This window comes from Paenibacillus durus, assembly GCF_000756615.1.
GTDB classification, from domain to species: domain Bacteria; phylum Bacillota; class Bacilli; order Paenibacillales; family Paenibacillaceae; genus Paenibacillus_AQ; species Paenibacillus_AQ durus.
Genome location: NZ_CP009288.1, coordinates 3,279,838 through 3,304,846 on the forward strand (window position 1 = coordinate 3,279,838; position 25,009 = coordinate 3,304,846).

Annotated in this window: 19 protein-coding genes; 8 read left to right on the forward strand and 11 right to left on the reverse strand. The window is 48.4% G+C overall.

Features of this window, described 5'->3' with window-relative positions; translation table 11 throughout:
• Positions 1-22 precede the first annotated feature (22 nt).
• Complete coding sequence (locus PDUR_RS13850; RefSeq protein ID WP_042206782.1) at positions 23-1,297, reverse strand: cation:dicarboxylate symporter family transporter; 1,275 nt, start codon at positions 1,295-1,297, stop codon at positions 23-25.
• 218 nt (positions 1,298-1,515) lie between these two features.
• Between PDUR_RS13850 and PDUR_RS13855 the strand changes: the two genes are divergently transcribed.
• Together PDUR_RS13855 and PDUR_RS13860 are read left to right on the forward strand one after the other, a co-directional pair.
• Positions 1,516-2,796, forward strand: a complete 1,281-nt coding sequence (locus tag PDUR_RS13855; protein WP_042206783.1) for a sensor histidine kinase — start codon at positions 1,516-1,518, stop codon at positions 2,794-2,796.
• Between the two features lie 4 nt (positions 2,797-2,800).
• The gene (locus tag PDUR_RS13860; protein WP_042206784.1) at positions 2,801-3,727 is read left to right on the forward strand and encodes a response regulator; all 927 of its coding nucleotides are present in this window, start codon (positions 2,801-2,803) and stop codon (positions 3,725-3,727) included.
• A 117-nt stretch (positions 3,728-3,844) separates the two neighbouring features.
• Here PDUR_RS13860 and PDUR_RS28780 read toward each other — a convergent pair whose 3' ends face one another.
• The 8 genes from PDUR_RS28780 to PDUR_RS13895 all read right to left on the reverse strand — a co-directional run bounded on the left by PDUR_RS28780 (position 3,845) and on the right by PDUR_RS13895 (position 11,562).
• Complete coding sequence (locus PDUR_RS28780; RefSeq protein ID WP_156130459.1) at positions 3,845-3,994, reverse strand: hypothetical protein; 150 nt, start codon at positions 3,992-3,994, stop codon at positions 3,845-3,847.
• Between the two features lie 24 nt (positions 3,995-4,018).
• Positions 4,019-4,705, reverse strand: a complete 687-nt coding sequence (locus PDUR_RS13865; protein WP_042206785.1) for a transaldolase family protein — start codon at positions 4,703-4,705, stop codon at positions 4,019-4,021.
• 25 nt (positions 4,706-4,730) lie between these two features.
• Complete coding sequence (locus PDUR_RS13870) at positions 4,731-5,660, reverse strand: glycyl-radical enzyme activating protein (protein ID WP_042206786.1); 930 nt, start codon at positions 5,658-5,660, stop codon at positions 4,731-4,733.
• Positions 5,661-5,711: 51 nt separating this feature from the next.
• Positions 5,712-8,078, reverse strand: a complete 2,367-nt coding sequence (locus PDUR_RS13875; protein WP_042206787.1) for a glycyl radical protein — start codon at positions 8,076-8,078, stop codon at positions 5,712-5,714.
• Positions 8,079-8,195: 117 nt separating this feature from the next.
• Positions 8,196-8,984 (reverse strand): LacI family DNA-binding transcriptional regulator, encoded by a 789-nt coding sequence (locus PDUR_RS13880; protein WP_042206788.1) that lies wholly within the window; start codon positions 8,982-8,984, stop codon positions 8,196-8,198.
• A 344-nt stretch (positions 8,985-9,328) separates the two neighbouring features.
• Entirely contained in the window at positions 9,329-9,898 is a 570-nt protein-coding gene (locus PDUR_RS13885; RefSeq protein WP_042206789.1) for a VanZ family protein, read from the reverse strand.
• A gap of 19 nt (positions 9,899-9,917) precedes the next feature.
• Positions 9,918-11,042, reverse strand: coding sequence for a DUF4179 domain-containing protein (locus PDUR_RS13890; RefSeq protein WP_042206790.1), 1,125 nt, complete (start codon positions 11,040-11,042; stop codon positions 9,918-9,920).
• Positions 11,029-11,562 (reverse strand): RNA polymerase sigma factor, encoded by a 534-nt coding sequence (locus PDUR_RS13895; RefSeq protein WP_042206791.1) that lies wholly within the window; start codon positions 11,560-11,562, stop codon positions 11,029-11,031. Before PDUR_RS13895 ends, PDUR_RS13890 begins: the two co-directional genes overlap by 14 nt.
• Before the next feature lie 269 nt (positions 11,563-11,831).
• Between PDUR_RS13895 and PDUR_RS13900 the strand changes: the two genes are divergently transcribed.
• Positions 11,832-12,413, forward strand: coding sequence for an RNA polymerase sigma factor (locus tag PDUR_RS13900; protein ID WP_042206792.1), 582 nt, complete (start codon positions 11,832-11,834; stop codon positions 12,411-12,413).
• Complete coding sequence (locus PDUR_RS13905; protein ID WP_042206793.1) at positions 12,382-13,980, forward strand: DUF4179 domain-containing protein; 1,599 nt, start codon at positions 12,382-12,384, stop codon at positions 13,978-13,980. The genes PDUR_RS13900 and PDUR_RS13905 overlap by 32 nt, the downstream gene beginning before the upstream one ends.
• Positions 13,981-14,586: 606 nt before the next feature.
• Here the strand turns inward: PDUR_RS13905 and PDUR_RS13915 are convergent.
• Entirely contained in the window at positions 14,587-15,480 is an 894-nt protein-coding gene (locus PDUR_RS13915) for a cation diffusion facilitator family transporter (protein WP_042206794.1), read from the reverse strand.
• A gap of 225 nt (positions 15,481-15,705) precedes the next feature.
• Here PDUR_RS13915 and PDUR_RS28155 point away from each other — a divergent pair, with 225 nt between their 5' ends.
• A complete protein-coding gene (locus PDUR_RS28155; RefSeq protein WP_081949521.1) occupies positions 15,706-16,092 on the forward strand; it encodes a YmaF family protein in 387 nt (128 codons plus the stop codon).
• Between the two features lie 150 nt (positions 16,093-16,242).
• Positions 16,243-17,073: a polysaccharide deacetylase family protein gene (locus tag PDUR_RS13920; protein WP_081949522.1), complete on the forward strand. Its 831-nt coding sequence runs from the start codon at positions 16,243-16,245 to the stop codon at positions 17,071-17,073.
• A 154-nt stretch (positions 17,074-17,227) separates the two neighbouring features.
• Here PDUR_RS13920 and PDUR_RS13925 read toward each other — a convergent pair whose 3' ends face one another.
• Positions 17,228-18,394 (reverse strand): DUF116 domain-containing protein, encoded by a 1,167-nt coding sequence (locus PDUR_RS13925; protein ID WP_042206795.1) that lies wholly within the window; start codon positions 18,392-18,394, stop codon positions 17,228-17,230.
• Between the two features lie 463 nt (positions 18,395-18,857).
• Between PDUR_RS13925 and PDUR_RS13930 the strand changes: the two genes are divergently transcribed.
• Complete coding sequence (locus PDUR_RS13930; RefSeq protein ID WP_042206796.1) at positions 18,858-20,090, forward strand: nitrate/nitrite transporter; 1,233 nt, start codon at positions 18,858-18,860, stop codon at positions 20,088-20,090.
• A 36-nt stretch (positions 20,091-20,126) separates the two neighbouring features.
• Positions 20,127-24,350: a sulfite reductase subunit alpha gene (locus PDUR_RS13935; protein WP_042206797.1), complete on the forward strand. Its 4,224-nt coding sequence runs from the start codon at positions 20,127-20,129 to the stop codon at positions 24,348-24,350.
• Positions 24,351-25,009: the final 659 nt, after the last annotated feature.

A 25,009-nucleotide genomic window follows, 5' to 3' on the forward strand; every position in this document is an offset into this window, starting at 1 on the left:
GTTCTCCTTTACCTCCTTCAGTTTAGGCGGCGTCTTGGGCGGTCTCTTTGGACTTCAAATATCTCTTCGCTTTTTCAGCGTCAAATTTACCTTCCCATTTGGAAATGACCACGGTGGCCAGGCTGTTGCCCAGCACATTAACGACGGTCCGCGCCATATCCATAATCCGGTCGATTCCGGCGATAAAGGCCAGGCCTTCCGGCGGAATTCCGACAGAACCGAGCGTTGCCAGCAGGACTACAAACGAAACGCCCGGTACGCCCGCGATCCCTTTGGATGTGACCATTAATACGAGCATCAACGTAATTTGGGCGGTCAGCGACATATCGATTCCGTACATTTGCGCAATGAACAGCGCCGCAAGCGCCTGATACAATGTAGATCCGTCCAGATTAAATGAATAGCCGGTGGGAACGACGAAAGAGGTAATCGCCTTGGGACAACCGAACTTTTCCATTTTCTCGATGATTTTGGGCATGACGGTCTCGGAGCTTGCAGTGGAATAGGCAAGAATAAGCTCATCCTTCAGCAGCTTGACGATGGCAAAAATGCTTGTTCCGCACAGTTTAGCGATGATGCCGAGCACCACGATGATGAAGAACGCCATGGATAAGTAGACAGCGAATACAAGCTTACCCAGTGGGATAAGAGAAGCGATCCCGAATTTCGAAACGGTTACGCCGATTAACGCAAAGACGCCAAACGGAGCAAATTTCATAATTTGATTGGTGAGCTGGAACATGGCCTCCATGACCCCGTGGAAAAACTGGAGCACCGGCTTGCCTTTCTCACCGATGGCAGCAACGCCAAGACCAAACATGACGGAGAAAAAGATGATGGCCAGCATATCTCCTCTCGCCAGGGCATCCACAATATTGCTTGGCACGATGTTCACAAAGGTATCGGCAAAACCGTGGCTGCTCACTGCTTCCGCAGAATTCATGTATTTATGAACATCGGTTTTGGCCAGATGAGACATATCCACCCCCGATCCCGGATGCAGCAGATTGGCTGTGACCAGTCCGACGATAATCGCGGCGGTCGTCACAATTTCAAAATAGAGGATCGTTTTGCCGCCCAATTTACCGAGCTGCTTAACGCTCCCTGTTCCCGCTACGCCGACAATGAGCGAAGACACGACGATGGGAACGACGATCATTTTGATCAGCCGGATAAAAATATCGCCAATAGGCATTAGAAACTTTTCAATAGATGGATTCCCGTAAAACAATGCGCCTGCCGTAATCCCTAATGCAAGTCCAATCAGTATTTGCCAGGCCAGTCCTATTCTTTTCATTGAATCACTCCTTAAATCGTCAAGATGTTATTATAGGTCACATTAATATTCACATCGTAAACGGGCATCTACTTAAATCTACAAAAATGGACAACAAAAAAATAAAATCATGTAATTTAAACTGACATGTTCTGAAATTGCATAAAAGCGGTCCATTTGATGCTACAATATGAACCATCCTATAAATATCATTTTTTGAGATTTGGAAGTGTTTCGTATTGAAAACCAATATCGCTGCGTTCGTCCTTATGCTTATTGCGGTTCCCCTAGCCGGCGAGTTAAAATTCTTTCCTTTTCATGATGAATTTCGCGTAAGCTTAGGGATTCCCATATTTTTCTTTTTCCTGTTATGGATTCAAAGAATCCCCCCTGCCTTATCCGGATTCCTTGCCGGCATTCTCGTCGTTGCCTTCCGCATCGGATTGGACTCCTTGGTTCAGGCGGATGTTTCCATCGGAGCGCTGTATCTGAAGCATTTTCCGGCGTTCTTTTATTATCTGGCTTACGCCGCATTGTTCCAGCTCCTTCGGTTAAATCAGGTTCCTTACCGGCCGGTGCGGGTAGGGGTTCTAAGCATCTTCATCGAAATCATTGCCAATCTGGTTGAGTTCTCCGTTCGGCATGCGGACTCCATGGGTCAGTTGAATTTGGAGGTGGTAGGCAAGCTGCTGGTCATCGCGGTCATTCGCAGTTTTTTTGTTCTTGGTTTCTTTAATATCATGCAATTACGCCAGTCCGTCTTGGCCGAAGAGCATGAGCGGAAAGAAAAGGAACGTGTTCTTCTGCTCGTATCGAATTTATATGAAGAGTCTGTCCAGCTCAGAAAGACGCTGCAATTCGCCGAAGATATTACGAGAGATGGCTATGAATTGTACCGTCAATTGCAGCAAGTTCGTTCCCTGGACGAGCTGGACCCATTGGCGCGGAAAGCGTTGAGTATTTCAGGGCAGGTACATGAGATCAAAAAAGACAACCAGCGAATCCACGCCGGACTTTCCAAGTTGATCGCCGACGAAGGACCGTCTGACTATATGGATCTTCCGGATATCATGCGGCTCATTGTCCGGACGAACGACAAATACGCGGCATCTTTAGGCAAAACGATTCAATTTGGCATCGAAGTGAACGATCCGTTTCCTCCCCTGCATGTGTACACCTTATTATCTTTAATGAACAATCTGGCGGCCAATGCGGTAGAAGCCATTCCCAAGGAAGGGACGATTGCCATTTCGGTCAGCCGTACACAAGGCAGGATTGAGATTCAGGTCCGCGATAACGGACCGGGCATCCCGGACCGGAAGAAGAAGCTGGTCTTTACACCGGGATACACGTCAAAGTATGATATTTCGGGAAAACCCTCTACAGGAATGGGATTGTATTATATCCGGGAGGTCGTAAAGGAGCTTCAGGGGGATATAGAATTGCAGGATGACCCGGAAACCGGAGAAACGGTATTTACTCTGCTGCTTCCGATCGATCCATTAACCCAGAAAGGATGACAGCATGCGTTTTTTTATCGTAGATGACGATGAGGGAGTTCGTTCCATGTTGGCTGACATCATTGAAGACTTCGGTCTCGGTGAAGTTGTCGGTGAACTGGAAGACGGCTCGGGTCTAAGTCATGATCTGCTTGAACTGAAGAAAGTCGATATTCTGATGATTGATTTATTGATGCCGATTCGGGACGGAATCCAGACGATTCGGGCGATAGGTCAAGACTTCAGCGGCAAAATTATTATGATCTCCCAAATTGAATCGAAGGATATGATTGGCGAGGCTTACTCGCTGGGGGTGCAGTACTATATCACCAAACCGATTAATCGTCTGGAGATTCTGGAGGTCATACGTAAAGTAATGGACCATTTGCGGCTGCAAAAGTCGATGAGCGATATCCAGAGAACGATTCAAGGCTTGCAGATCATAAGCTCTCCGAAGAACCAGCGAACAGCGGATGCCGAGAACAAGATCGTGACGTCCGGCCATTTTATGCTTTCTGAACTGGGAATGATCGGGGAAGCGGGAAGCAAAGACGTATTGGAGATGCTGGAGGTTCTGTATCAGCTGGATTTGGAAACGGGTGAGGCTTCCTTTGCGTTCCCTTCGCTTAAAGATATTTTTAGAAGCATCGCCGCAAAAAGACTTGAACACCTGGCAGCCTCCACTGAGCTGGGTAAGGAAATCAAAGCCTCGGAGCAGAGGGTGCGCCGGGCTATTTTTCAGACCCTGACCCATGTGGCCTCTCTCGGCTTAACCGATTACTCGCATCCGAAATTTGAGAATTACGCTTCGAAATTTTTCGATTTCACCGAAATCCGTAAACGGATGCTGGAACTGCAAAATGAGGCAGAGCCTTCCCAATCCCAGGTGCGGATCAATACGAAAAAATTCATCCAGGTGCTTTATGTGGAAACGAAACGATCTATGAGTTAACCGAAGCTTCCGTCTCTCGTATTAGGCCATTTAAAACCGTAAAACTTGCATATTCTTATATTTTTTAAAAAAATCCGCGCTGAGCGCGGATTTCACTATTTTATGACCTTATTTTCTCTATTCAAATATTTCTGCCAGCTTCCAGCCGATGGTCTGCGTGTGGGCGGGTTTGGACGGATCGCTCCACAGCTTGGAAGCGGTGTTGTCAATGGCTGACAAGCCCTTGGAAAGGTCGGCTCCGGCGGCTTGCAGTCCGTCGTTGATCAATCATGCCCCGTAATCAACCCCGGTCTAGATTTCATAAAGCTCCAGCATCGTTTTGTTTTTTCCGAAGGCCTCGGCAAAATCATTGTTAAATGCGGTAATCGCATGATCCGTGGCTGGATGCCTGATTAAAGCCTCCAACACGTCTGGAGCGGCAGTCACCGAACCAATGCCATGCCGGCATAGTTCCAGAATTTGCTGCGAATTTTTGAAGCTTGCCGCCAGAACGTCGCTATCAAGTTTATGCATCCGGAGCATATCATGAATATCCATCGCTGCTTTCACGCCGTCCGCACCCATGTTGTCAATTCGGTTAACATAAGGAGCTGTGAATTTGGCCCCCGCTTTTGCCGCCATAAAAGCCTGCATCGGAGTATAAATCGCGGTTGCCGTCACGTGTATACCCTCTTTGGATAGAATGCTGATTGCCTTAAGTCCTTGAGCGGAGACCGGAACTTTTACATATAATCCCTCCCCCAGCCGCTTGACCATATAATGCGCCTCCTCCACCATCTCTTCGGCGGTCACGGAAATCACCTGCGCATGCAGCGCCGAACCGGCAGGCAAAAACTCCCAAATCCGAAGCAGTTGCTTCATCGGATCATTTTTTTCATTTTTCAATATCGTTGGATTGGTGGTAACGCCGTCATATGGGAACAGATCATACATCCGGGTAATCGCTTCAAAATTTGCGGTATCAAGCAATATAAGCATTGTTCTCTCTCCTTTGCGGATTCGTTTATTTAATCAAATTTGTAATGCCTGCATCCAAAGCGATGGTGTGGAAGTGAGTCATTTCTTGATCGCTGTACATTCGGGGATTTCTGTCAAAGCAGAATTTCTGTTCGACATGGTTGTATTTGGCCTGTGCCAAGGGATTATAATTCAACAGCTCGTATTTAACGTCAGGCCGGATGGCAGATATAAAAGAAGAAATGCTGCGGATATTATCGTCAAAAGCCGTATATTCAGGAATCAGGGGAGTACGGACAATTACTTCAGCTTGGGTATTACCTGTGAGCAGCCATTTCAGATTTTCTTTAATTCGGGCATTGGACAGTCCTGTATGCTTCTTATGCAGTTCCGTATCAAAAATTTTGAAATCCGCATAGATCAAATCCAGCATTTCAGCCGCCTGTTCCAGTATGGCCGGGGACGTCTGCAAGCTGCTCTCGATCGCTGTATGGAGGCCTGCTTGCTTTAAGGCTGTTAACAACTGTAAAGCAAATTCGTGCTGAAACAGTGGTTCCCCGCCGGAAAGGGTCACTCCACCGCTATATTTGAAAAAGCGGCGATCCTTCATTACTTCTGTAACCACCTCGTTCACCGCCATAACCTGGCAGTCCAAGGACAGCGCTCCGGCAGGACACACGTCGATGCATGCCTCACATTCTTCGATCTGGTCCCGCTCAAGCTTGATCCGTGTTCGGTTCTCGAAGGCGGAAGCGCCGTACTGTCCATTCCGGGCGCATAAGCCGCACCGGATGCATTTATTGCGGAAGTAGACCAAATGGGTCTGAAATGCAATCCCCTCCGGATTCTGGCACCAGCGGCAGGCAAGAGGACAGCCTTTTAGAAATATGTTGGTACGGATGCCGTGGCCGTCATGGGTGGAAAATCTTCGGATATCAAAAATTTTGCCGGATTTCATGTCCGCTGCATGTTCCATAGCTGTCTCCTCCTGTGCTGTCGTCTCCCCTGCTCGCTGTGAAGCTTTCGCTTAAATCTCCCCGTAGCTGGTTCTTGCGATAATTTCATTTTGCAGCTCATCCGCAAGTTCCGTGAAATAGGCGGTATATCCCGCCACTCTAACCGTAAGTCCGCGGTAATCCTCGGGGGACGCTTTCGCCGCGATCAGATCCTCTTTTTTTAACACGTTGAACTGGATATGAGGAATTTCAAGATCGACAAAGGTCCGTAGGAACTGGGAGAACTTGTTGATCCCGCTCTCTGTTTTGAAAAATTCTGGCAGAAACTTCATGTTCAGCAGACCGCCGTTGCTCGTCAAGTGGTTGTCGAGTCTTGATACAGAATTCAGCACAGCGGTCGGTCCGTTCAGATCCCTGCCGTATACCGGGGACATTCCGCCGTCCGCCAACGGTTCCCGCGAATATCTTCCGTCCGGCGAAGCGCCGACATTTTCCCCCATAGGTATATGCGCCGAAACGGTATACATCCCCGTATGATAGAGTCCTCCCCGGTAATTCCGGTATTGCGACAGGTATTGATTGAAGGTTCTGGCCCACTTGGCTCCGAGCTCATCAACCCAGACGATGTCGTTGCCGTATTTGGGAGATCTATTCAGCAGCATGGCCCGAGTAACTTCATGACCCTCAAAGTTGGCGCGAAGCGCCTCGAGCAGTTCTCCGGAACTAATCCGCTTCTCGTCAAACACAAACTTCTTAATAGCCGCCAAGCTGTCCGCCAGGTTCGCGATTTGAATCATTTGAATTCCCGAGAAGTTGTATTTGGCTCCGCCTGCGGTAACATCCTTGCCCAGCTCCACGCAGTTGTCAATGACCGAAGAAAGGAACGGTGAAGGAAGAGTATCGATATGAGCTTTCTCCACTGCTTCACAAGCCGCAATCATTTTGCCGATAAAATATTGGATTTGCTTCGCGAATGCAGCCTCAAGCTGTTCGAACGATTCATAGGTTTCGATATTGCCAAGGTCGGGAGCCAGTGTCTTGCCCGTAATGAGGCATCTGCCGTTGTTAAGCGTAAGCTCAAGCACCTTATTAAGATTGAACATCGCGGCATCGCTCCAGCCTAAATTATTGCCCGGTGTTGTAAGCTCTACGCAACCGACGATCGCATAGTTGCTGGCGTCCTCCCGGCTAATGCCAAGGCGAGTCATGGCGGGAATAATCGATTCATCGTTAAAAAATTGCGGCATTCCGCTTCCCAGAGATATAACCCGGATGCTCTCCTTAAGCAGTTCCTCCGGTGTGTTCTTGTGAAGTCTCACCGAGAGATTGGGCTGCGGGAGCAGCAGATGCTCCTGTGCTTTCAGAAAGAGGAAAGATAACTCGTTTGTTGCGTCTTTGCCATCCGGAGTCTGGCCGCCAACCGCAATGTTGAACCCGATCGGAAACCCCGCGAAGAATTTGGCGCTGTGGGAATTTCTCAAATAGACAATCTGATTGAATTTCAGCCAGAGGCATTCAATGATTTCAAGTGCTCTTTGTTCGTCAATCGTCCCGTTATCCAAGTCTTTCTTGAAGTAGGGGTACAGATACTGGTCCATCCGGCCTGGTGAGAAGGAAGAGGCGTTCGATTCCAAATGCAGGATGGCGAAGAGGAACCAAAGCGACTGAACGGCTTCATGAAAGCTCTCGGCGGGACGCCGGGACAGATTGCGGCAGTTGCCGGCGGTCACTCTCATATCCTCACGGATAGCAGGATCGCTCTCTGACTCCAGCTTCTCCAGAATTAGACGATGATAGCGAAGCATGAATTCTTGCGCGCCTTCCATCACCAGAATGACGCTTTCGTAGAACTCCCTGCTTTCTCCCTCGCATACGGCCAGCCTTGCGGATGCTTCCTGCTTAATGCCTTCCGGCCCGAGTTTCAGCCATTTCTCGGTATTCGGGCAGATATGCCCTTGGGCATGATCTTTTTGATTAATCTTCACTACCAGAGCGATTTCATCAATTTCGCCGCCGTATCGTTCCCGGATAACATCCTCCAGCGAGCGGGATTTCCAGTACGGTCTAATGTCCTGTCTGAACACCTCAATATCCTCCTGGCGGACTTGAAACTTATCCTGCGGACGTGTAGGAAGGCTTTCAAATTCTCTGTCGATCCAGGAAGTCCCGCTCTCCGGAAAAATAATGCCCTGCCTCACTCCCTTACTCCGGTTTCCTACAATCAGCTCTTCATTATGCGTATCGATTGAGAGATGGAGAAGCGCGTTTTTGAGTGATAAGGCACGTGTTACAATGGCGGACCGTTCCGGATGCCGTTCATACGTATCGGTGATGATCCGGGCCTGTTCAATTGAAACATACCTTTTCTCATCCAGCATTTTCTTTTTTAACGTTTCCACTCTTTCCGGCTTCTTCAGTCCTGCTAACGTTCGGTTCATACATTTCTGCCTCCAGCCCTTTGATTGTTCACAAATTCACATATGACTGCAGCGAATACGTTCATTCCGGTTCAGCTCAAGGATACAACTTCAGATCCCGGTCGGCTGCACCATTGATCAAACCGTTCCTCTTTCAATGAGTTTAGCGGGTAATTCCTCATTTGATAAATCACCATTTACGGCTTGAAGGAAAAGGTTTTTTCCCATATTCTCAAGAGGGATTTCTACTGTCGTAATATTCATCATCTTGGCTATTGGCTGATTATCGAAACCAATTATTGCAAGTTCGTCAGGTATAGAAATATGCCGGTTCTTACAACAGGTAACAATTCCAGCCGCGACTTGATCACTAGTGACCAACAATGCCGATGGCGGCGCATCCATTTCTTGTATTTGCTTAATGACCTTTTCTCCGTCCTCAAAATAGTAGCATTCATCCATAATATAGTCAGGCTTGTATGGTAAATTATATTTCTTAACAAAGTCCCGATATGCAAATGGCAAATGCTCTTTAATCGTTGACAAATCACAGGTTCTCGAACAAATGATTAACGAATCAATCTGTTTTTGCATTAACATTTGTAGAGCTTCCAGTTCCCTGCTCTCCATATAATCCGTTTGAAATAAGACTAACTTATAGTTGTATTCCAATGCTTGATTTGCTATTCCTTTTAACAACAAACCGAAATAGGGATGGTCCGAGAATGGGAGAACCACACCCATTAACGACGTTTTCCCCGTACTTAAATGAACAGCATTTATATTCTTATGATAATTACTAGCCTTAACCGCCTCCAGAACAGCATTCTTTTTTTCTTCGCTGACATATGGGTGATTATTTAATACACGGGAGACCGTTGTGACAGATACTCCGGCCATCTTTGCCAAATCTTTAATATTTGTCATGCGCTCACCTTTTCAACCAAAATAATCATCAAAGGATTTAATGGGTCTCACTTCCATCCGTTGTCCGGATGCTTTTAAACAAAAGTAAGCCGCCATATATATAATTAAGCAAAGCATCATCAATATTAAACAAAGCCCAATTAATCCAAGCATAAGATTCTCCCCTCGCCTTCTGTTCTTGGTTATGAGTGTAAATTATGAAATGCGTTCCATGTCAAATCGAAAAAGTTGGCGTAAACGGACAGGAACGAAAAAGAAGCCTGCAAATCAAGTTCAAGTGATTTGCAGGCTTCTTTTTGATTTTTCAGAAATGCCAATCCAATAAAAGAGTCATCATGAATCAACTAGCAGCTACGAGAGGAAGCTTGACCGTCTTGCAGCAAACTCCGGAATCCACTTGCTTTTAAAGTCCTAGAGAGTACTGCATATCCAATAATCCCGCCAAGCGTGTTGGCAATCAAATCATTAATATCGGTGTTTCGGGTGCTGCCAAGCGTCTGGGTGACACTAAACTGTACCAGCTCAATGATTGCACTCAGAATAAGAGCCGCTGTGCCGGCTTTCTTCCAGCTATTCGTTTTCCCCGAAACTAGAGGCCATAAAAAACCGAACGGCAGCATCATGATTACGTTCAACAAAAACGTTGGTACATCAGCCGTCAAAACCGGAATCCAGTTGATGGACTTATACCAAGCGTTCTGCGACGCGTATATTCCAATGTTGACGTCAATGGGAAAAAAGGCGAAATATGCCACGCTGGTCAGGTACAAGCACATAACCGCCCCGAATAAAAAACGCTTAGGCGAAGACTTGGTTTGAATCATCGACTGTAGGATAACTACCAGTACCGCCAGCAGGACGAGCAAAAGAATAAACAACGCGGGAAAAGCTTCAATCGTAAAGCGAATATCCACTTCAAATTCACCTTCTTAATTAATTCGTAAGGTCAATCCGGATGTCCAGGCCGTCCACAAACTGGCTGTTCTTAATTTCCTTCGGGAAGTCTCCGTCATTGTTCTTGAATGGTTTCAGGATCAAATATTTAGTCCCGCTCCTTGCGGAAGCATAATGCACGGTCATTGTGAACTTGTTGCCTTGAATAACGCCTTGGCCGCCCAGACGGTCCAGCAGATGGCCCTGATCGTCGTAAACCGCCACATTCGTATAAATCAGATCATGCTCATCCTGCTCAGAGATCGGCGTTTTCGACACTTTTTCCAGAGAGTATTCCAGCCTTGTGGTGATCGGAGTAACATCGACCGCATTTGCGGTAAAGATCAGGTCGCCCGCAGTTTTGACCGCATTCGGTTTGAGGCTGATGACATCGTCAGTCTTCTTCGTAAAAGGAACATTGAGCGTAAAAGTATGATCGATACCGGCCAGCTTCACTTCTACTTCCGCGTCAAAAGCGTCCGGGGCCGTATGTTTAATTCTTTCGGGCGAAGGGTTAAGGGTTTGCTCGACAATAATCGTATTCGGATGGTCTTTTCCCGCTCCCCAGTACTGGCCTCCTCCGCCTAAAGAGTCAAACTCTCCGCCATTCCCCTTAAAGGTAATAGCGTCAATCGCACTGCTAAGCTTTACGGGACCTTTGTCCGTATCGTACATTCCGTCTTTCAGATTCGGCGCCGCCACAGTCAGCGCGTATACAGCGCGGGTTCCGTCGAACACGGTTTCTGTAACTTCCAGCTTCACATCTTTATAGGACACGTTGCTGTCAACCTGTGAAGTCAAGCCTTCGTTGGCCGCGTTTTGCAGTCCAAGATCACGCTCTATAGAGCTGAAAAGGCTGCCGATCAGCGGTATTTGCCGAATGGAATCAGCCATAGCGGGCGAAGCGAAGCCCGAGGCGAACAAGGTTATACCAAGGACGGCTGCCACGGCGCCGGTTCCAAGAAAACGCCGTTTCCCTGAGCGTTCGGGACGCGTCCAGGCATTCATCTTCCCTCCGGAAATTGAGGCATAAGTCTCTTCCAAACGGCCGCGAACGAAATCGGACATTGGCGCCTCGTTATCCTTTTCTGCTTTCAACTGTTTATCCAGATCAAATTGATTCATGGTTCATCTTCCCTTCTTCTGCCGGATGAATTTCTTCCATCAGTGTTTTTCTTGCCCGGTACAGTCTCGTTTTTACCGCGCTTTCCGAAATTTGCAGCGTATCCGCCACCTGTTTAAGCGGCATATCCTGGAAGTAGTACAGGATAATAACGATCCGCTGCTGATCTTCGAGTTTGTCCACGGCCATCCTCAGTTCGACCGAAGCCATGTTATCGGAAGCGTCCTGCGTTTCCGGAAGTGTTTCCATGGTAACGCTACGCGAACGCCTTTTTAGAATGGTGCTGCATTCATTAATCAAAATCCGGTAAACCCAGGTTTTAAAAAAACCGGGTTCCCGGAGCGTATCCAGTGACTTATAGGCTTTCAGAATCGTTTCCTGCAGCGCGTCTGCTATGTCCTCGTCTTTTTTGACCATTGCTCGCGCGGTGTTGTACAGTCCTTGTTCGATCTGCCGCATCAGACGGATAAATGCTTCGCGGTCCCCCTGCTTGGCCAGCTCCACCTCTTGCTCCATACTCATGGTGTAACTCCACCTCCTCCCTCCGTTACTCCCTGTGTTGATTTTGTTTTACATGAATTAGACTGGGCAAGTACCTGAACGGTCACATCACAATCAAAAAAACTTTCAAAAAAACAAAAACCACCGATATGAAATACGGGACGATTAATGGATTAGATCAATCACTAACTTTGGTGTTGAGCCATTTTTATAATTTTTTGCGGAAAAGTTAGAAGCGATTAGCCTCCGCCTCGTCTTATAAGTAAAATAAATAAGTTTGGAGGCACTTAATGACGGATAAGGTTAACGATGAACTCATTATCGGCAGGGTGCTGCAAGGGGATCGTGAAGCATTTGCGGCGCTGGTGGATAAATACAAGTCCGGGTTATACATTCTGTTGCTGGGAATGGGCGCGAGCCATCAGGATGCACAGGATTTAGCCCAAGAGACTTTTATCAACGCCTATCGGAAGCTCAGCGGTCACAACAGCCAATCAAGCTTTGCCGCTTGGCTGTACACCATTGCGGTCAACCGCTTCAGGGATGTTAAACGGCGGAAAACCTTCAGTGTTGCAAGCAACTTGCCGAAGGCTCAAATCGATGGGACACCCACTCCGGAGGAGATGTACATGCGCAAGGAAAGCGAGCTTGAGCTGCATAAGCTGCTATCCAGATTGCCGGGCAGGTACAGGATCGTACTGCTGCTGCATTATACCAATGATCTGAGCTACGAGGAAATATCCGCAGTTACAGGCATGTCTATGCATCAAGTCAAAAACCGGCTCTACCGAGCCCGCCAAAAGCTGAGAAAATTATGGCTGCAGCCAAAGGAGGCTTCTCATGAAAAATCGGCATTACACGAGCTTAGATAACATGGTCGAGGATGAACTTCCACTACGCAGAATGTATGCATCCACCGGGCTTTCCGATCAATTTACGGAGCAAGTGATGGAGCAACTGCGGCATGTGGAGATGCTGCCTGCTTCCCGCAGATCGCGTAATTGGCAGAGAAAACACATCAATCATCGTTTGCGGCGCGGCTTTCTCTGGGGCAGTGCGGCTCTGGCGACGGGTGCAGCAGCAATGCTTATAATTTCAATACTGTCCGCCCTCGGGACGACTCCACATACTTCCTCTGTTTCGCAGCCAGTGTCTGAGATGTCCTGGAGACCTCCTCTGCAAGTCAGTCAATGGGCAGATAACAGCCTTAGGGAAGCGCAGGCGCTCGGATTAGTACAACAGCCGAGTGTGGAAGTAAGCGACAAGGGCTACACCCTGTCGTTGCAAGAAGTCATTGCCGACTCCTCTAGACTAGTGCTGTCTCTGCAGGTTACTGATGAATCGGGACAGACGGACGATGAGTGGACAAAAAATAGGTTTGACAGTCAGCAATTGCGTATTCTAAATGAAGACGGTGAAGAAATAGGATATTTTCTTTCTAAACTTCCACTGGAATATGGACCCAACACTGAGAAATCCCAAAAGTTGTGGTTAACTTACGTATTCTCCCGGCCGCCGGGGGATACCGTAATCATCGAGGGGAACGTTCATAAGCTGTATGTCGGTGACGATGGTACGGAGCCGCTTTCGGGAAACTGGAGCTTTGCCTACATGGCCGATATGACCAAGTCAAAGAAGTTGACCGTAACGAATGCTCTGGATGAATCCTATACCACCCCAACCGGGCTAAAAATTAACATGCGGCAGCTTGTTCGTACTCCTATCGGAGCCCAATTGCAATTCGACACCTTGCTTACAGATGAAGCGGCTGCCCTTTCGTCCAAGGGTCTCCGCAAGCAACTCATGCTTAACTACCATTTTGAAGATGAGAACGGACGTATTCTCGCCAAAGTTAACGGCCCAGGAAACTATACCGGCTCCCCCCCTAATGTCTACCTGGATCACTTTATGACAGAAGATGCACAGACTGGGACACAGCATTGGACCTATTCCTTCACGTATCTTCCATACGACAGCATGAAAGTTCGATTCGTGTTGGATAGTTATTCTATCCCTGTGCAATCTGAGGATTCTATTACTTTCCGTCCGGAGAAGCTGAAAGAGCAGTCTATAATGTTTGAAGCGCAAGGCGATATCCTCAAAATCCATGCAATGGATATTGAAAAAAGCTCGAATGAGCCGGGACTCTCGGGCCATATGACAGTCAGCGGGGAAGTTGTTAACAGCTTTAATGAGGATCGCTGGATCGCACGGGATGAATCCGGTAAGGAATATGAAGTTTACTTTGTCGGAAATGTTAGGAACGGTAACACGATAACCATTGATGAACCGAAGGAAGGAGTAAACTCTAAGTCTTATCTCGATGTTTTAGGCATGACTGCTATGCCACAGGAGCTAACGCTCATCCGCACCGTAACCGACAAGAAGTATACCGATGTGGACTGGAGCTTCGAGCTGCCGCAAATCGAGCGGCATTAGGCGTTTAAAGATATCTAAATTTCCAGTTCCACTTTTACAGCGACATGAAACTTCGGACTCAACAAAAAATGGGCTGTGCCTAGTCAGTTACATCTGGCTGGGGCAGCTCGTTTTTTCTAATAAAGTTTTGAATAACACCCGATAGTGAAAAAAGAAAAAGGCCATGTACACAGGTATTTGAGCTTCCTGGCGGTGGGCAAACGGGCTACGAAGTGGGGGACGATAATTATGAGAGGCAGCGGTCTAAATAGCGATTAGAATATAAAGAGGTGAACGAAGAACGCTGCGCATTTATAGTATGTACTTTCGGCGACAACTTCGGTAACAGATAGCGATCCTTGAGCGACCTACCAGTCGCCGCTAAGGATAATAAGCTCACCTGGATTCGGAATACAGGCGCTCTCCAGTATCATTCCTATCCATATCCCCCAGATCCCCGTTGTATCAATGAGATGAAGCGCGGTCTCGAATACCCGAGCTAATAGTTGGTGCATAAGGCTTCACGCCGCACACAAAAGCCAGGGGATTCCTCCCCTAGCTTCTGTGTATACCCTTAACGTTCTCCGATCATGACTGTAATCCGAGTGAGACGTTTCAGTTGTGCTTTTACCTGCTTAAATGTTCTATATTCTTAACCGCCAGCCGTTCGTGCTCGGGTTCCACATGAATTAATACTTGGGCATGATCAAATTTTATTTTGATAGCCTGCTCAATCTCATCACATAGGTGATGCGCGGTTTCTATCTCCATTATAGATGGTACCACAAGATGAAAGTCTACATATTCCTCTGGACCTGATCGCCGTGTGCGAAAATCATGAACTTCAATGTATTTTTCTTTATATGAATAGATGACACGCAGAATTTCGTTTTCTTCTTCTTCGGTCAGACTGGCATCGAGCAAAGGAGGGAATGATTCCTTCAGCAGCTTATATGCTTCTCTCATAATATATAGAGCCAGAATAATTCCGATAATAGGGTCCAGAATGGTCCAGCCTGTTACGGTAACCAATAATAAACTGAATGCAACCCCCAAGGATGTAAACACATCAGTAAGCAGATGTAAGGCATTGGATTTCATAGCGACAGAATGATTCTCTATAGCTGCCTTCTTTACCCTTCTTGAAACCATATAATTAATCCCCGCCCCCGCAACCATTACGATGATGCCCAACAAAGGAAGTTCAATAGCTGTAGGGTTTAATATTTTATGAACACACTCATAAATAATCCATATCCCTGCTGCAAAAATAAGCAAGGTTTCAATGGTTCCCGAAATATTCTCCATTTTTCCATGTCCATAAGGGTGGGTTTTATCTGCGGAGCGGCTAGAAAAACGAACCGAAAAAAAAGCAATCAAAGAAGCAGCCAAATCCAAGGATGAGTGGATAGCTTCAGAAACGACTGCTATAGAGCCCGTCATAATACCAACAATGAGCTTTATTAAGACGATAAAAGTGTTGCTAAGTACAGATAAAAAAGCAGATTTTGAACCATTCAAACCTAACACAACCTTTTTTAGTATTTAGTGGATTGCACAACTTAGCTTGACCAATCCGTCTTTAATAAATATTACCAAACGAATACGCAGTGGGTCTAGAGATCCCATTGTGTCGACTATCCGAAAATTATTGTTTCGTTTGTTATGGGCGTTAGCCGTTTCATGGCGCATGATTCTCCATAGACTAGTTCCATACTATTACTTCGTTTGACGAAAGGAGCCGCAATGAAAATCCCGGTTACTGGATTCGTAATAGATTCCGGAGATCAAGATGCTCATCATTCACACAAGCTTTATATAACCTCTTGGAATGGCAACCCTGTCCATGTCCATGCTTTTTCCGGTGTAACATCCGTTGATGACGGACATTCTCATGAGTATGCTAGCTGGACTGCTCCTGCACCCACTGGTGTCCCTCATGTACACGTCTACTACACCGTTACATCTTTGAACCAAGGTCATACCCACCTCATTCAAGGAACAACCGGTCCAGCCATTGAACTTCCGGGAGGCGGACACTATCATCGGTTTGAGGGCTATACGTCAATTAACGGAAGGAATCCTCATTCCCATGCCTATAGCGGGCGAACGGGCAACGAAGCAGGCAGGTAAAAAAAGGCTCACAGTAAAGGACGTACTCTGATACTCTTTCAGTACGTCTTTTATATCTTTTGATAACACGGGATTTTATATGTATCAACCGCATTTATGAATAATTCATCCTGTCCATAAGCACTCTAAAATTAAAAAAAGGTGAAACGAATGAGAACAGGATTGCGAATTGCTGCCGCATCACTTGCGCTTTTGCTATGTTTAACCAATACCGCTCTAGGACATCCAGCCGTAATAAAGAACCGCCAGTACTACGAACAACGGGGTGACATGATCTGGGAGGTACATACAAACCAAAAAGTGATTGCATTGACCTTTGATGACGGCCCGGACCCTTCGGAGACGGAGCAAATCCTGGACGTGCTGCACCAGTATGATGCCAAATGCACCTTTTTTGCCATCGGAAAGCGTCTTGCCTCCTATCCGGACGTAGCTAGGCGGGTTATTGCCGAGGGGCATGAGCTAGCAAACCATACTTACAATCATGTTTACTTTAAAAAGCCAATTTCCCAGAAGCAGGTCCAGCGGGAACTGGAATTAACGGAAAATGAGATTATCAAAATCACGGGCAGGCACAGCAAGCTGTTCCGTCCGCCGGGAGGGATGTACAATGAGACCTTGATAAACTTCTCCAACAGAAAGGGCCTAAAGCCGATTTTATGGTCCTGGCATCAGGATACGAAAGACTGGAACTGCCCGGGAGTGTACAACATTGCTAATAAGGTAATACGCAATGCGCATAATGGCGACATCGTGCTTTTCCATGACCATGTCCACGGACAATCACAAACCAGACAAGCTCTCAAGATTATTTTACCTGAGCTGAAGAAGCAGGGCTATCGTTTTGTTACGGTATCGGAATTGATTAGCTTATCTGAGAGTTCGATTTCAACCCATGGGAATCCGCCAGCGTGCTACTGGCGGAAGTCATGCTGGCGGATGTGGGGTATAGCAACTAGAACATGCAGGCTTTCAAAATAATAACCAACAAGATAAAGAGGACCAAGATAGCATTTGCCGACGTAAAGCCGCCGTAACCTTTGACTTTATGATCATATTCGCTCATGGATGAATCCCTCCTTTGCAGTTTAATACAACTTTAGGATATGCAAGCTTTTTATGAATTCTTGGGTATTCAGGAATCGAAGTACTGCCCGGCCTTCAGAATTTTTTCTAAACGGTCCAGATCGATGGTCGTCTCGATACCCTTTGGATGCCAATGCTGGATGCAGCCCGAATAATGGAGCAGCACACACTGGGGCTCATATCCCATTTCTTTCGCTTTATATCCTCCTGAGATGAGGTTCAGCACGCAAGCAATGCCAACGATTCCCACCTCTCCCTCCCGGATGCGCCGATGTCCGAATGCAGTGGAGGCATGCGGGATAACCACCACTTTACAGCCGTACCTTTTAGCCATAGCCGTGATGAGATTGACCTGACAATCCTTGGAACAGCTTCTGCAGAGATAGCCCTCTTTATCTTTTACCGCTTGGCAGGCTTCACTTGATTTATGCCGCATGCAGACGGGAAGGAACACTCTCTTTTCTTTGGCTGCCGAGAAACCGCCATGAAACGCCCGGTTCATGATCTCCGCGCCCACCATATTCAAATGATATTCCACCCGTTCACGGCTGACAAAAATCCGGTTTTCTTTCCATTTCAGCCGCTGACCGTTGTTATTAAGATAAGCCGCCACCCTCGAAGTATAGCATCCCAACCGCTCCCTGCTTCTTCCTTCAAACCAGTAGCCCAGCCGTGCAGCTCTTACCAGCATGTTTCCGCTTTTACTTGAAGGTTTCTTGTTCAAAAAATCCAACCAAACCGCCAATCGTTCACTCTCCTGCTCAAATTCTCCGCTTGCCCGCAGCCAGCCAATCATCCTCCTGAACAGGCTTAAATTAATCGCGTCTGTAAACCTTCTGCTTCTCGCCAAGACGGTCGTTCCGGCAATCCCCTTCAGCCTGTCTACCGCGATTTTTGCACCTGCACTTCTATTTCTTATCCTGTAAAGGGATGATAGCAGCTTGCCCATATATATACTTCCTGCCGTTGCCCTTCGGCCGTACACTCTCCACAGCACGCCAATCATAAGGAATTCCAGCGCATACACTGCACGATCGATCGGCTTCAGGTTATTTTCTGCAATGAAACGGTCAAAATCTTCAATAGTCTGTACTTCTTCACTCATTCTTTCCATGACCTCATCGGTAAAAGCGGCCACATCCGCGTAATATTTATCTGTTGTACCACGATCGCCTAATAAGGAGTAGGTTAACGTCTCTGTAGCTGTTTCACTCACCCGAATCACCTCCAGCTTATAGCATGTCAGTTTACATACCGTATTGATTTCAAAAACACAGTAAAATAACATGGAAATTAATTATTTAAAATTTTTATGTTATTATTATTGACATTGCTTCAAAAGCAAATTATATTGGCATTATAAGATTTTAGGCGGCACAATAATGTGTCAATCAGGTGAAGAACAGTTGATCCGCACAATGCTGTGGCCGGATGGATTGTCGCACTGCTATTCTTACAATTAATAAGTCAGTCACAATGATGTGGCTGCATTGGCAACGGGGCCGATTAACGAAATCCGCAATTTTGCGGGTTCTGTCAGTCGGCCCTTTTTTGCCATGCATGTACTCTTATAAGGAGGCGATGTTAGCGGCAGCAGCATGATAGTTCGAACAATCCCTGGCAACCGGCAAATCACTCTACAAGACAGCGGTTTACCCACTAAAAGGAGGAAGTTACAGATGGATGCAAAAGGTTTTCGCAAGGCCGGTCATTCCCCGAGTTTATTGTCAGCTTTTTTATATTTTGATGTCAGCTTTATGATTTGGGTACTGTGCGGAGCTTTATCGCTCTACATAACCAAGGATTTCGGTCTAACGGATACCCAAAAAGCTACGATGGTTGCGATCCCGATTCTTGGCGGTTCGGTGTTCCGGATACCGATGGGAATATTGGCAGACCGTATTGGCTGTAAAAAAGCAGGTCTCATCGGAATGGGCCTTACCCTTATTCCTCTTCTTTGGGGTTGGCTCGGCGGAACCAGCCTGATGCAGATTCAAATGATCGGATTCCTGCTCGGCTTCGCGGGCGCAAGCTTTGCCGTATCGCTTTCCTTGGCCAGCCGTTGGTATCCCCCGCAGTATCAGGGACTTGCAATGGGCATTGCCGGAGCGGGGAACAGCGGAACAGCGATTGCAACCTTTTTCGGGCCGCAGATCGCCCAGGCTTACGGGTGGCACAATGTTTTTGGTCTCGCCATGATCCCGCTCATTATTGTCATGATCGTGTTCGCAATTTTGGTTAAAGACGCCCCGAATGCCCCTGCACCTAAACCATTGAAGAATTACCTCAGTGTGTTCAAGTATGCGGATACTTGGTGGTTCTCGATGTTCTATGCCATTACCTTTGGCGGTTTTGTCGGATTCGCCAGCTATGCGAGCATTTTCTTCTATGATGTGTACGGCGATAACGTGCATCCCGGCGGTCTAACCAAAATTCAGGTGGGTTACCTGGTAACCATTACTGTTATTGCCGGCAGCTTCTTCAGACCTGTAGGGGGCTGGATCGCGGACAAAATTGGCGGCATGCGCCTCCTCGTTATTTTGTACAGTGTGATTTCCGTATGTGCTTTTGCGATCGCCACCATGCCCGATTCATTCCTTGTCATGCTTCTTTATACCAGCGTGATGATGGCCTGCCTTGGCATGGGGAACGGATCGGTATTCCAGATTATACCACAACGTTTCTCCAGTGAAATCGGAGTTATTACCGGAATCGTCGGCGCCGCCGGAGGTTTGGGAGGATATTTACTGCCTAAATACATCCTTGGCCCGCTGAAACAAACTACAGGCTCTCAGGTCACAGGATTTCTCGTTGTAGGCTCCATCGTGTTATTGACCACTCTTATTTTCTATGCGGTAACTCGTTCCTGGAGAAAAACCTGGGCTAAGGCGGAATCCGGGGTCAATTTCTAAAGGATTTATAGACAACTTCGGTGGGGGTGAATGTACATGACAACGAAAAAAGTAAAAAGTGTCTGCCCTTACTGCGGCGTTGGCTGCGGAATCGTACTCGAAGTGTCCGGTAACCGCGTTGTCAAACTCACCGGAGATAAAGAGCATCCTACCAATTTCGGCAGACTGTGCACCAAGGGCAGCACTGCGGCCTTAGCCATCACAGAATCGGGGCGTATGGAATACGCCTACACCCGCCAGATCCGAAAGGCACAGCCAGTTAAAGTTAGTATGAATGAAGCAATCAGCGATACGGCCAAGCGGCTCCGGGCCATTCTGGACGAACACGGTCCGGACGCCCTCTCCTTCTATGTCTCGGGTCAAATGTCACTGGAGGCTCAGTATCTGATTAACAAGTTGGCCAAGGGCTTCATAAGGACAAATAACATCGAATCCAATTCACGCCTATGTATGGCGAGCGCCGGCAGCGGCTACAAGCTTTCGCTTGGAGCGGATGGGCCTCCGGGGTCTTATCAGGATATGGATACAACCGATTTGTTCTTCGTAATCGGAGCCAATATGGCCGATTGTCATCCGATTCTGTTCCTCCGGCTGATGGATCGGGTTAAAGCGGGAGCGAAGCTGATTGTCGTTGACCCCCGCCGCACCGCTACTGCGGAGAAAGCGCATCTGTTCATGCAAATCAGGCCCGGAACGGACCTCGCCCTGCTCAACGGCCTGCTGCATCTGCTTGTAAAGAACGGCCATACGGACCCGGCCTTCATCGCCGAGTTCACCTCCGGCTTTGAGAACATGCCGGAATTCCTGGAAGATTATCCGCCGGACAAGGTGGCTGAAATTACAGGAATTCCCGAAGCGGATATCCGTAAAGCCGCCGAGTGGATCGGCGGGTCGCCTAATTGGATGAGCTGTTGGACCATGGGCCTCAACCAGAGCACGCATGGCACCTGGCATACGAACGCCATCTGCAACCTGCACCTCGCTACAGGAGCCATATGCCGCCCGGGAAGCGGTCCCTTCTCACTCACCGGCCAGCCTAACGCCATGGGCGGCCGGGAGATGGGTTACATGGGGCCCGGCTTGCCCGGTCAGCGTTCCGTCCTGGACGAAACCGATCGCAGGTTTATCGAGGAGATGTGGAAGATCCCTCAAGGCACTCTTCGTACTGAGGTGGGCACCGGCACCGTATCCATGTTCGAAAGCATGAAATCCGGCGATATCAAAGCCTGCTGGATTATCTGCACCAACCCGGTGGCCACCGTCCCGAACCGCAAGAACGTTATCGCGGGTCTGGAGGCTGCCGAGCTGGTCATTACGCAGGATGCGTTCCTCGATACCGAGACGAACCGGTTCGCGGATATCCTGCTCCCCGGCGCTTTATGGTCTGAAGCCGAAGGGGTCATGATCAATTCCGAGCGCAACCTGACCTTGATGCAGAAGGCGGTCGAGCCGCCCGGGGAAGCCCTTCCCGACTGGCAGATTATCGCCCGGGTAGCCTGCGAAATGGGCTATTCCGAGGCTTTTTCCTACGGTTCCTCGGCTGAGGTCTACCAGGAAATCCAGCAGGCATGGAATCCGAAGACCGGCTATGACATTCGCGGCGCAACGTATGAAATGCTGCATGAGACGCCTATTCAGTGGCCCTGTGCTCCGGACAGCGCGAGCGATCGGAACCCGATCCGCTATTTGAACGAAGCCGGCAATACGCCTACGACAAATGAGCTTGATAGCGGCAGCACTCCGCGAATCATTTTCCCGACGGCAAGCGGAAAAGGAGTGTTCTGGGCGCGCCCGTATCTGCCACCGGCGGAAATGCCGGACAATGAATATCCGTTTGTGCTGAATTCGGGCCGTCTTCAGCATCAATGGCACACCCTGACCAAGACGGGAAAGATCCCCACGCTGAATAAACTGAACCCGGGTCCCTTTATTGAGATTCACCCGGAAGATGCAGCGATGCTTGGAATTACAGATCAGGATTCGGTAGAAATCCGTTCAAGACGGGGGCGGGCCATTCTTCCGGCGGTCATTAATGATCGGGTGCGCCCCGGAAACTGCTTTGCCCCCTTCCACTGGAATGATATGTTTGGGGCGAATCTGGCGATAAACGACGTTACCAATGATTCGGTTGATCCTCTGTCCTTTCAGCCTGAATTGAAATTTTGTTCTGTCTCATTGGTCAAGGCTGAGGGGCGCCAATCATCGGAGACGACTCTTCCGGATATATCTGGAATTCAAACTCCGCTTCCAACCAACGCCACGGCCGTCAATCAGAAGGAGGAATTGTATTTGGCGCAACTGAATACGCTCGAGAGTCTGTTGGGCCTTCAATCCCCCAAAAACATCACACTGGATAATCATGAGCAAGCCTATCTGTCAGGCTTCATTACAAGTCTGCGCACCGGGGATTCGCAAGCAGCGTCCGGCATTCCGGTTCTGCCCCCTTCCGCGCCGCTTGAATCGTCCAAACGTTATTGGGTAGACGGCCTGCTGGCCGGGATGTTCTCCCGCAGCTCCGTTCCCGATGCGGGAACGATTTCCAAGCATGAGGCGGCAACGATTTCCGAGCATGAGGCGGCAACAGCGGCGGCGGGCAGACTTCCTGTTACCATACTTTGGGCCTCTCAGACCGGAAATGCGGAAGGTGCGGCAATCGGCTGCGCGAAGAAGTTACAGGAATTGGGTTATGATATCAGACTTGTAAATATGAACCAATATTCCGTACCGGATCTGGCTAAGGAACGCTTTGTCCTGTTCATCGCCAGCACCTTCGGAGCCGGAGATCCTCCGGACAACGGAGAAAGCTTCTTTCATTCTCTGCAAGCGGATAATGCGCCCCTTTTGCCGAACCTAAGGTACGCCGTTCTCGCCTTCGGGGATTCGAATTACGATCAGTTTTGCGGATTCGGACGAAATCTGGATGCCCGTTTGGAGGAGCTTGGCGCGCAGCGGCTTATTGAATGTGCTCCTTGCGATACGGATTTCCAGGAGCTGACCGATACGTGGACGAACACAATCGCAGGTGTGTTAAGCGAGTCAGCAAGCCAACGTGAGCAATCTTCTCTTACAGCAGCAGAAACCGCCATATCGACTCAAGCTATTGAACCCGGTGCGGCGGCACAGATCCCGGAGCAAAGCGGATATAACCGAAACCGTCCGATACATTCGCGCATCCTGTTCAACCGGCGCCTGAATAAAGAGAACTCCGAGAAAGAAACCCGCCACTATGCTTTCGACCTTAAGAATACCGGGTTGCAGTACGAAGCCGGCGATGCTCTCGGTGTATGGCCGGCCAATTGTCCTGATCTTGTTGCTAATATGATAAGCACCCTTAAACTGCAACCATCTTCCCCGGTCACGGTAAAAGGACATGGAGAAATGCCGCTCGCCGATGCCCTGCTCCGTCACTTCGAGATTGCCCGTGTTGCTCCGGAAATGCTCCGCTTTATCCGGGACCGGTCACAACATGGATGGTTGAGCGAGCTGCTTAAAAGTGAAAATCAGACAAACCTGAAGGAGTGGCTGTGGGGGCGTCAGTTAATCGATGTGCTGCAGGAGTTTCCGGTATCCATGAGCGCGGCGGAGTTTACTCAGTTGCTCAAACCTTTGCAGCCCCGCCTCTATTCCATTTCATCCAGCCCGAAAGCGAATCCGGAAGAGGTCCATATCACGGTCTCCACCTTACGTTACGATTACAATGGCAACTCCCGAAAAGGCGTCTGCTCCACATTCCTTGCCGACCTCGCCGGTCAGGATACGGAAATTCCGATTTTCATTCAAAAGAACGCGCATTTCCGTCCACCGGCTAATCCGGATGCGCCAATGATCATGGTCGGGCCGGGTACCGGTATCGCTCCATTCCGCAGCTTCTTGCAGGAGCGCCGAGCAACCGGGGCCAGAGGCAAGAACTGGCTGATCTTCGGCGAGCAGCGTGAGGAGTGCGACTTTTACTTCAGGAATGAACTCGAAGCTTTCTGGAAGGAAGGTTTCCTGCATCGTCTGGACACCGCTTTCTCCCGCGACCAAGCCGACAAAATCTATGTCCAGCACCGCATAATCGAGCATGGTGCGGAGCTCTGGGCCTGGCTTCAGGAAGGCGCCCACTTTTATGTGTGCGGAGATGCCAATCAAATGGCCAAAGAAGTGGATGCCGCGCTAAAGGCCGTCATTCAGCAGCACGGCGGGATGACGACGGATGCAGCAAAGGATTATGTAAAAGAGATGTCCCTCAGCAAACGGTATTTGCGGGATGTCTATTAATAAGGCAGCTCATTTTACATGTGCTGACCATATCCTTTGTCCCATTTATTTTGAAGTAATAGGGGCTGTCCTATAAGTGGAGAATCCGGCAGGTCTTTCGATTATTGAAAGACCCGCCGGATTCTGTTGTTCTGTTTGTTGCTCCGCCGATCGAACCAGGTTAGGAATCAGGGCAATCGCTGACGGATTGTTCATCAGAACGTTTTCATAGAGTAAGAAAGTGAATTCGGGAGACTCGAAAAAGATTTTTGGGGCGGCCCGGGTGTTGATATGTATTGCTGCGAGCGTGAGTGCTGCCTCCTTGGCGCTTCAACATCAAGTGATGAGGTTAGATTGGTTTGTGATTTAAGTTCAGCGTCTTGCAGAACAGCTAAGATGCAGCTTTTTTTACCCAATACGCTTATTCACAGGGAGATCCTGCTATCATGCAGGAATTTGAGGCTGTGCTGACTGAATTTGAAGCTGAGCGGAGAAAAACCTGTATTTCCGTAGGCATGTTATACAATAGCTGTTCTCAGGCGACCAAAAGATGCACAATCTCAGGTTTTTTGCGTACTTTGCTTCATCATGCTCCAGGGACTGGAAATACATTTACCCTGTATACCTGCCTAAATTCCCCCTCAAAAAAATCGTCCCAGCAACCGTTTCCATGGCTTATG

What these genes read in the sequence shown, in the direction of transcription:
- PDUR_RS13850 (WP_042206782.1), bottom strand. Translation starts at nt 1,297, where the DNA reads ATGAAAAGAATAGGACTGGCCTGGCAAATACTGATTGGACTTGCATTA.
- PDUR_RS13860 (WP_042206784.1), top strand. Translation starts at nt 2,801, where the DNA reads ATGCGTTTTTTTATCGTAGATGACGATGAGGGAGTTCGTTCCATGTTG.
- PDUR_RS13865 (WP_042206785.1), bottom strand. Translation starts at nt 4,705, where the DNA reads ATGCTTATATTGCTTGATACCGCAAATTTTGAAGCGATTACCCGGATG.
- PDUR_RS13870 (WP_042206786.1), bottom strand. Translation starts at nt 5,660, where the DNA reads ATGGAACATGCAGCGGACATGAAATCCGGCAAAATTTTTGATATCCGA.
- PDUR_RS13875 (WP_042206787.1), bottom strand. Translation starts at nt 8,078, where the DNA reads ATGAACCGAACGTTAGCAGGACTGAAGAAGCCGGAAAGAGTGGAAACG.
- PDUR_RS13880 (WP_042206788.1), bottom strand. Translation starts at nt 8,984, where the DNA reads ATGACAAATATTAAAGATTTGGCAAAGATGGCCGGAGTATCTGTCACA.
- PDUR_RS13890 (WP_042206790.1), bottom strand. Translation starts at nt 11,042, where the DNA reads ATGAATCAATTTGATCTGGATAAACAGTTGAAAGCAGAAAAGGATAAC.
- PDUR_RS13895 (WP_042206791.1), bottom strand. Translation starts at nt 11,562, where the DNA reads ATGAGTATGGAGCAAGAGGTGGAGCTGGCCAAGCAGGGGGACCGCGAA.
- PDUR_RS13900 (WP_042206792.1), top strand. Translation starts at nt 11,832, where the DNA reads ATGACGGATAAGGTTAACGATGAACTCATTATCGGCAGGGTGCTGCAA.
- PDUR_RS13905 (WP_042206793.1), top strand. Translation starts at nt 12,382, where the DNA reads ATGAAAAATCGGCATTACACGAGCTTAGATAACATGGTCGAGGATGAA.
- PDUR_RS28155 (WP_081949521.1), top strand. Translation starts at nt 15,706, where the DNA reads ATGAAAATCCCGGTTACTGGATTCGTAATAGATTCCGGAGATCAAGAT.
- PDUR_RS13920 (WP_081949522.1), top strand. Translation starts at nt 16,243, where the DNA reads ATGAGAACAGGATTGCGAATTGCTGCCGCATCACTTGCGCTTTTGCTA.
- PDUR_RS13930 (WP_042206796.1), top strand. Translation starts at nt 18,858, where the DNA reads ATGGATGCAAAAGGTTTTCGCAAGGCCGGTCATTCCCCGAGTTTATTG.
- PDUR_RS13935 (WP_042206797.1), top strand. Translation starts at nt 20,127, where the DNA reads ATGACAACGAAAAAAGTAAAAAGTGTCTGCCCTTACTGCGGCGTTGGC.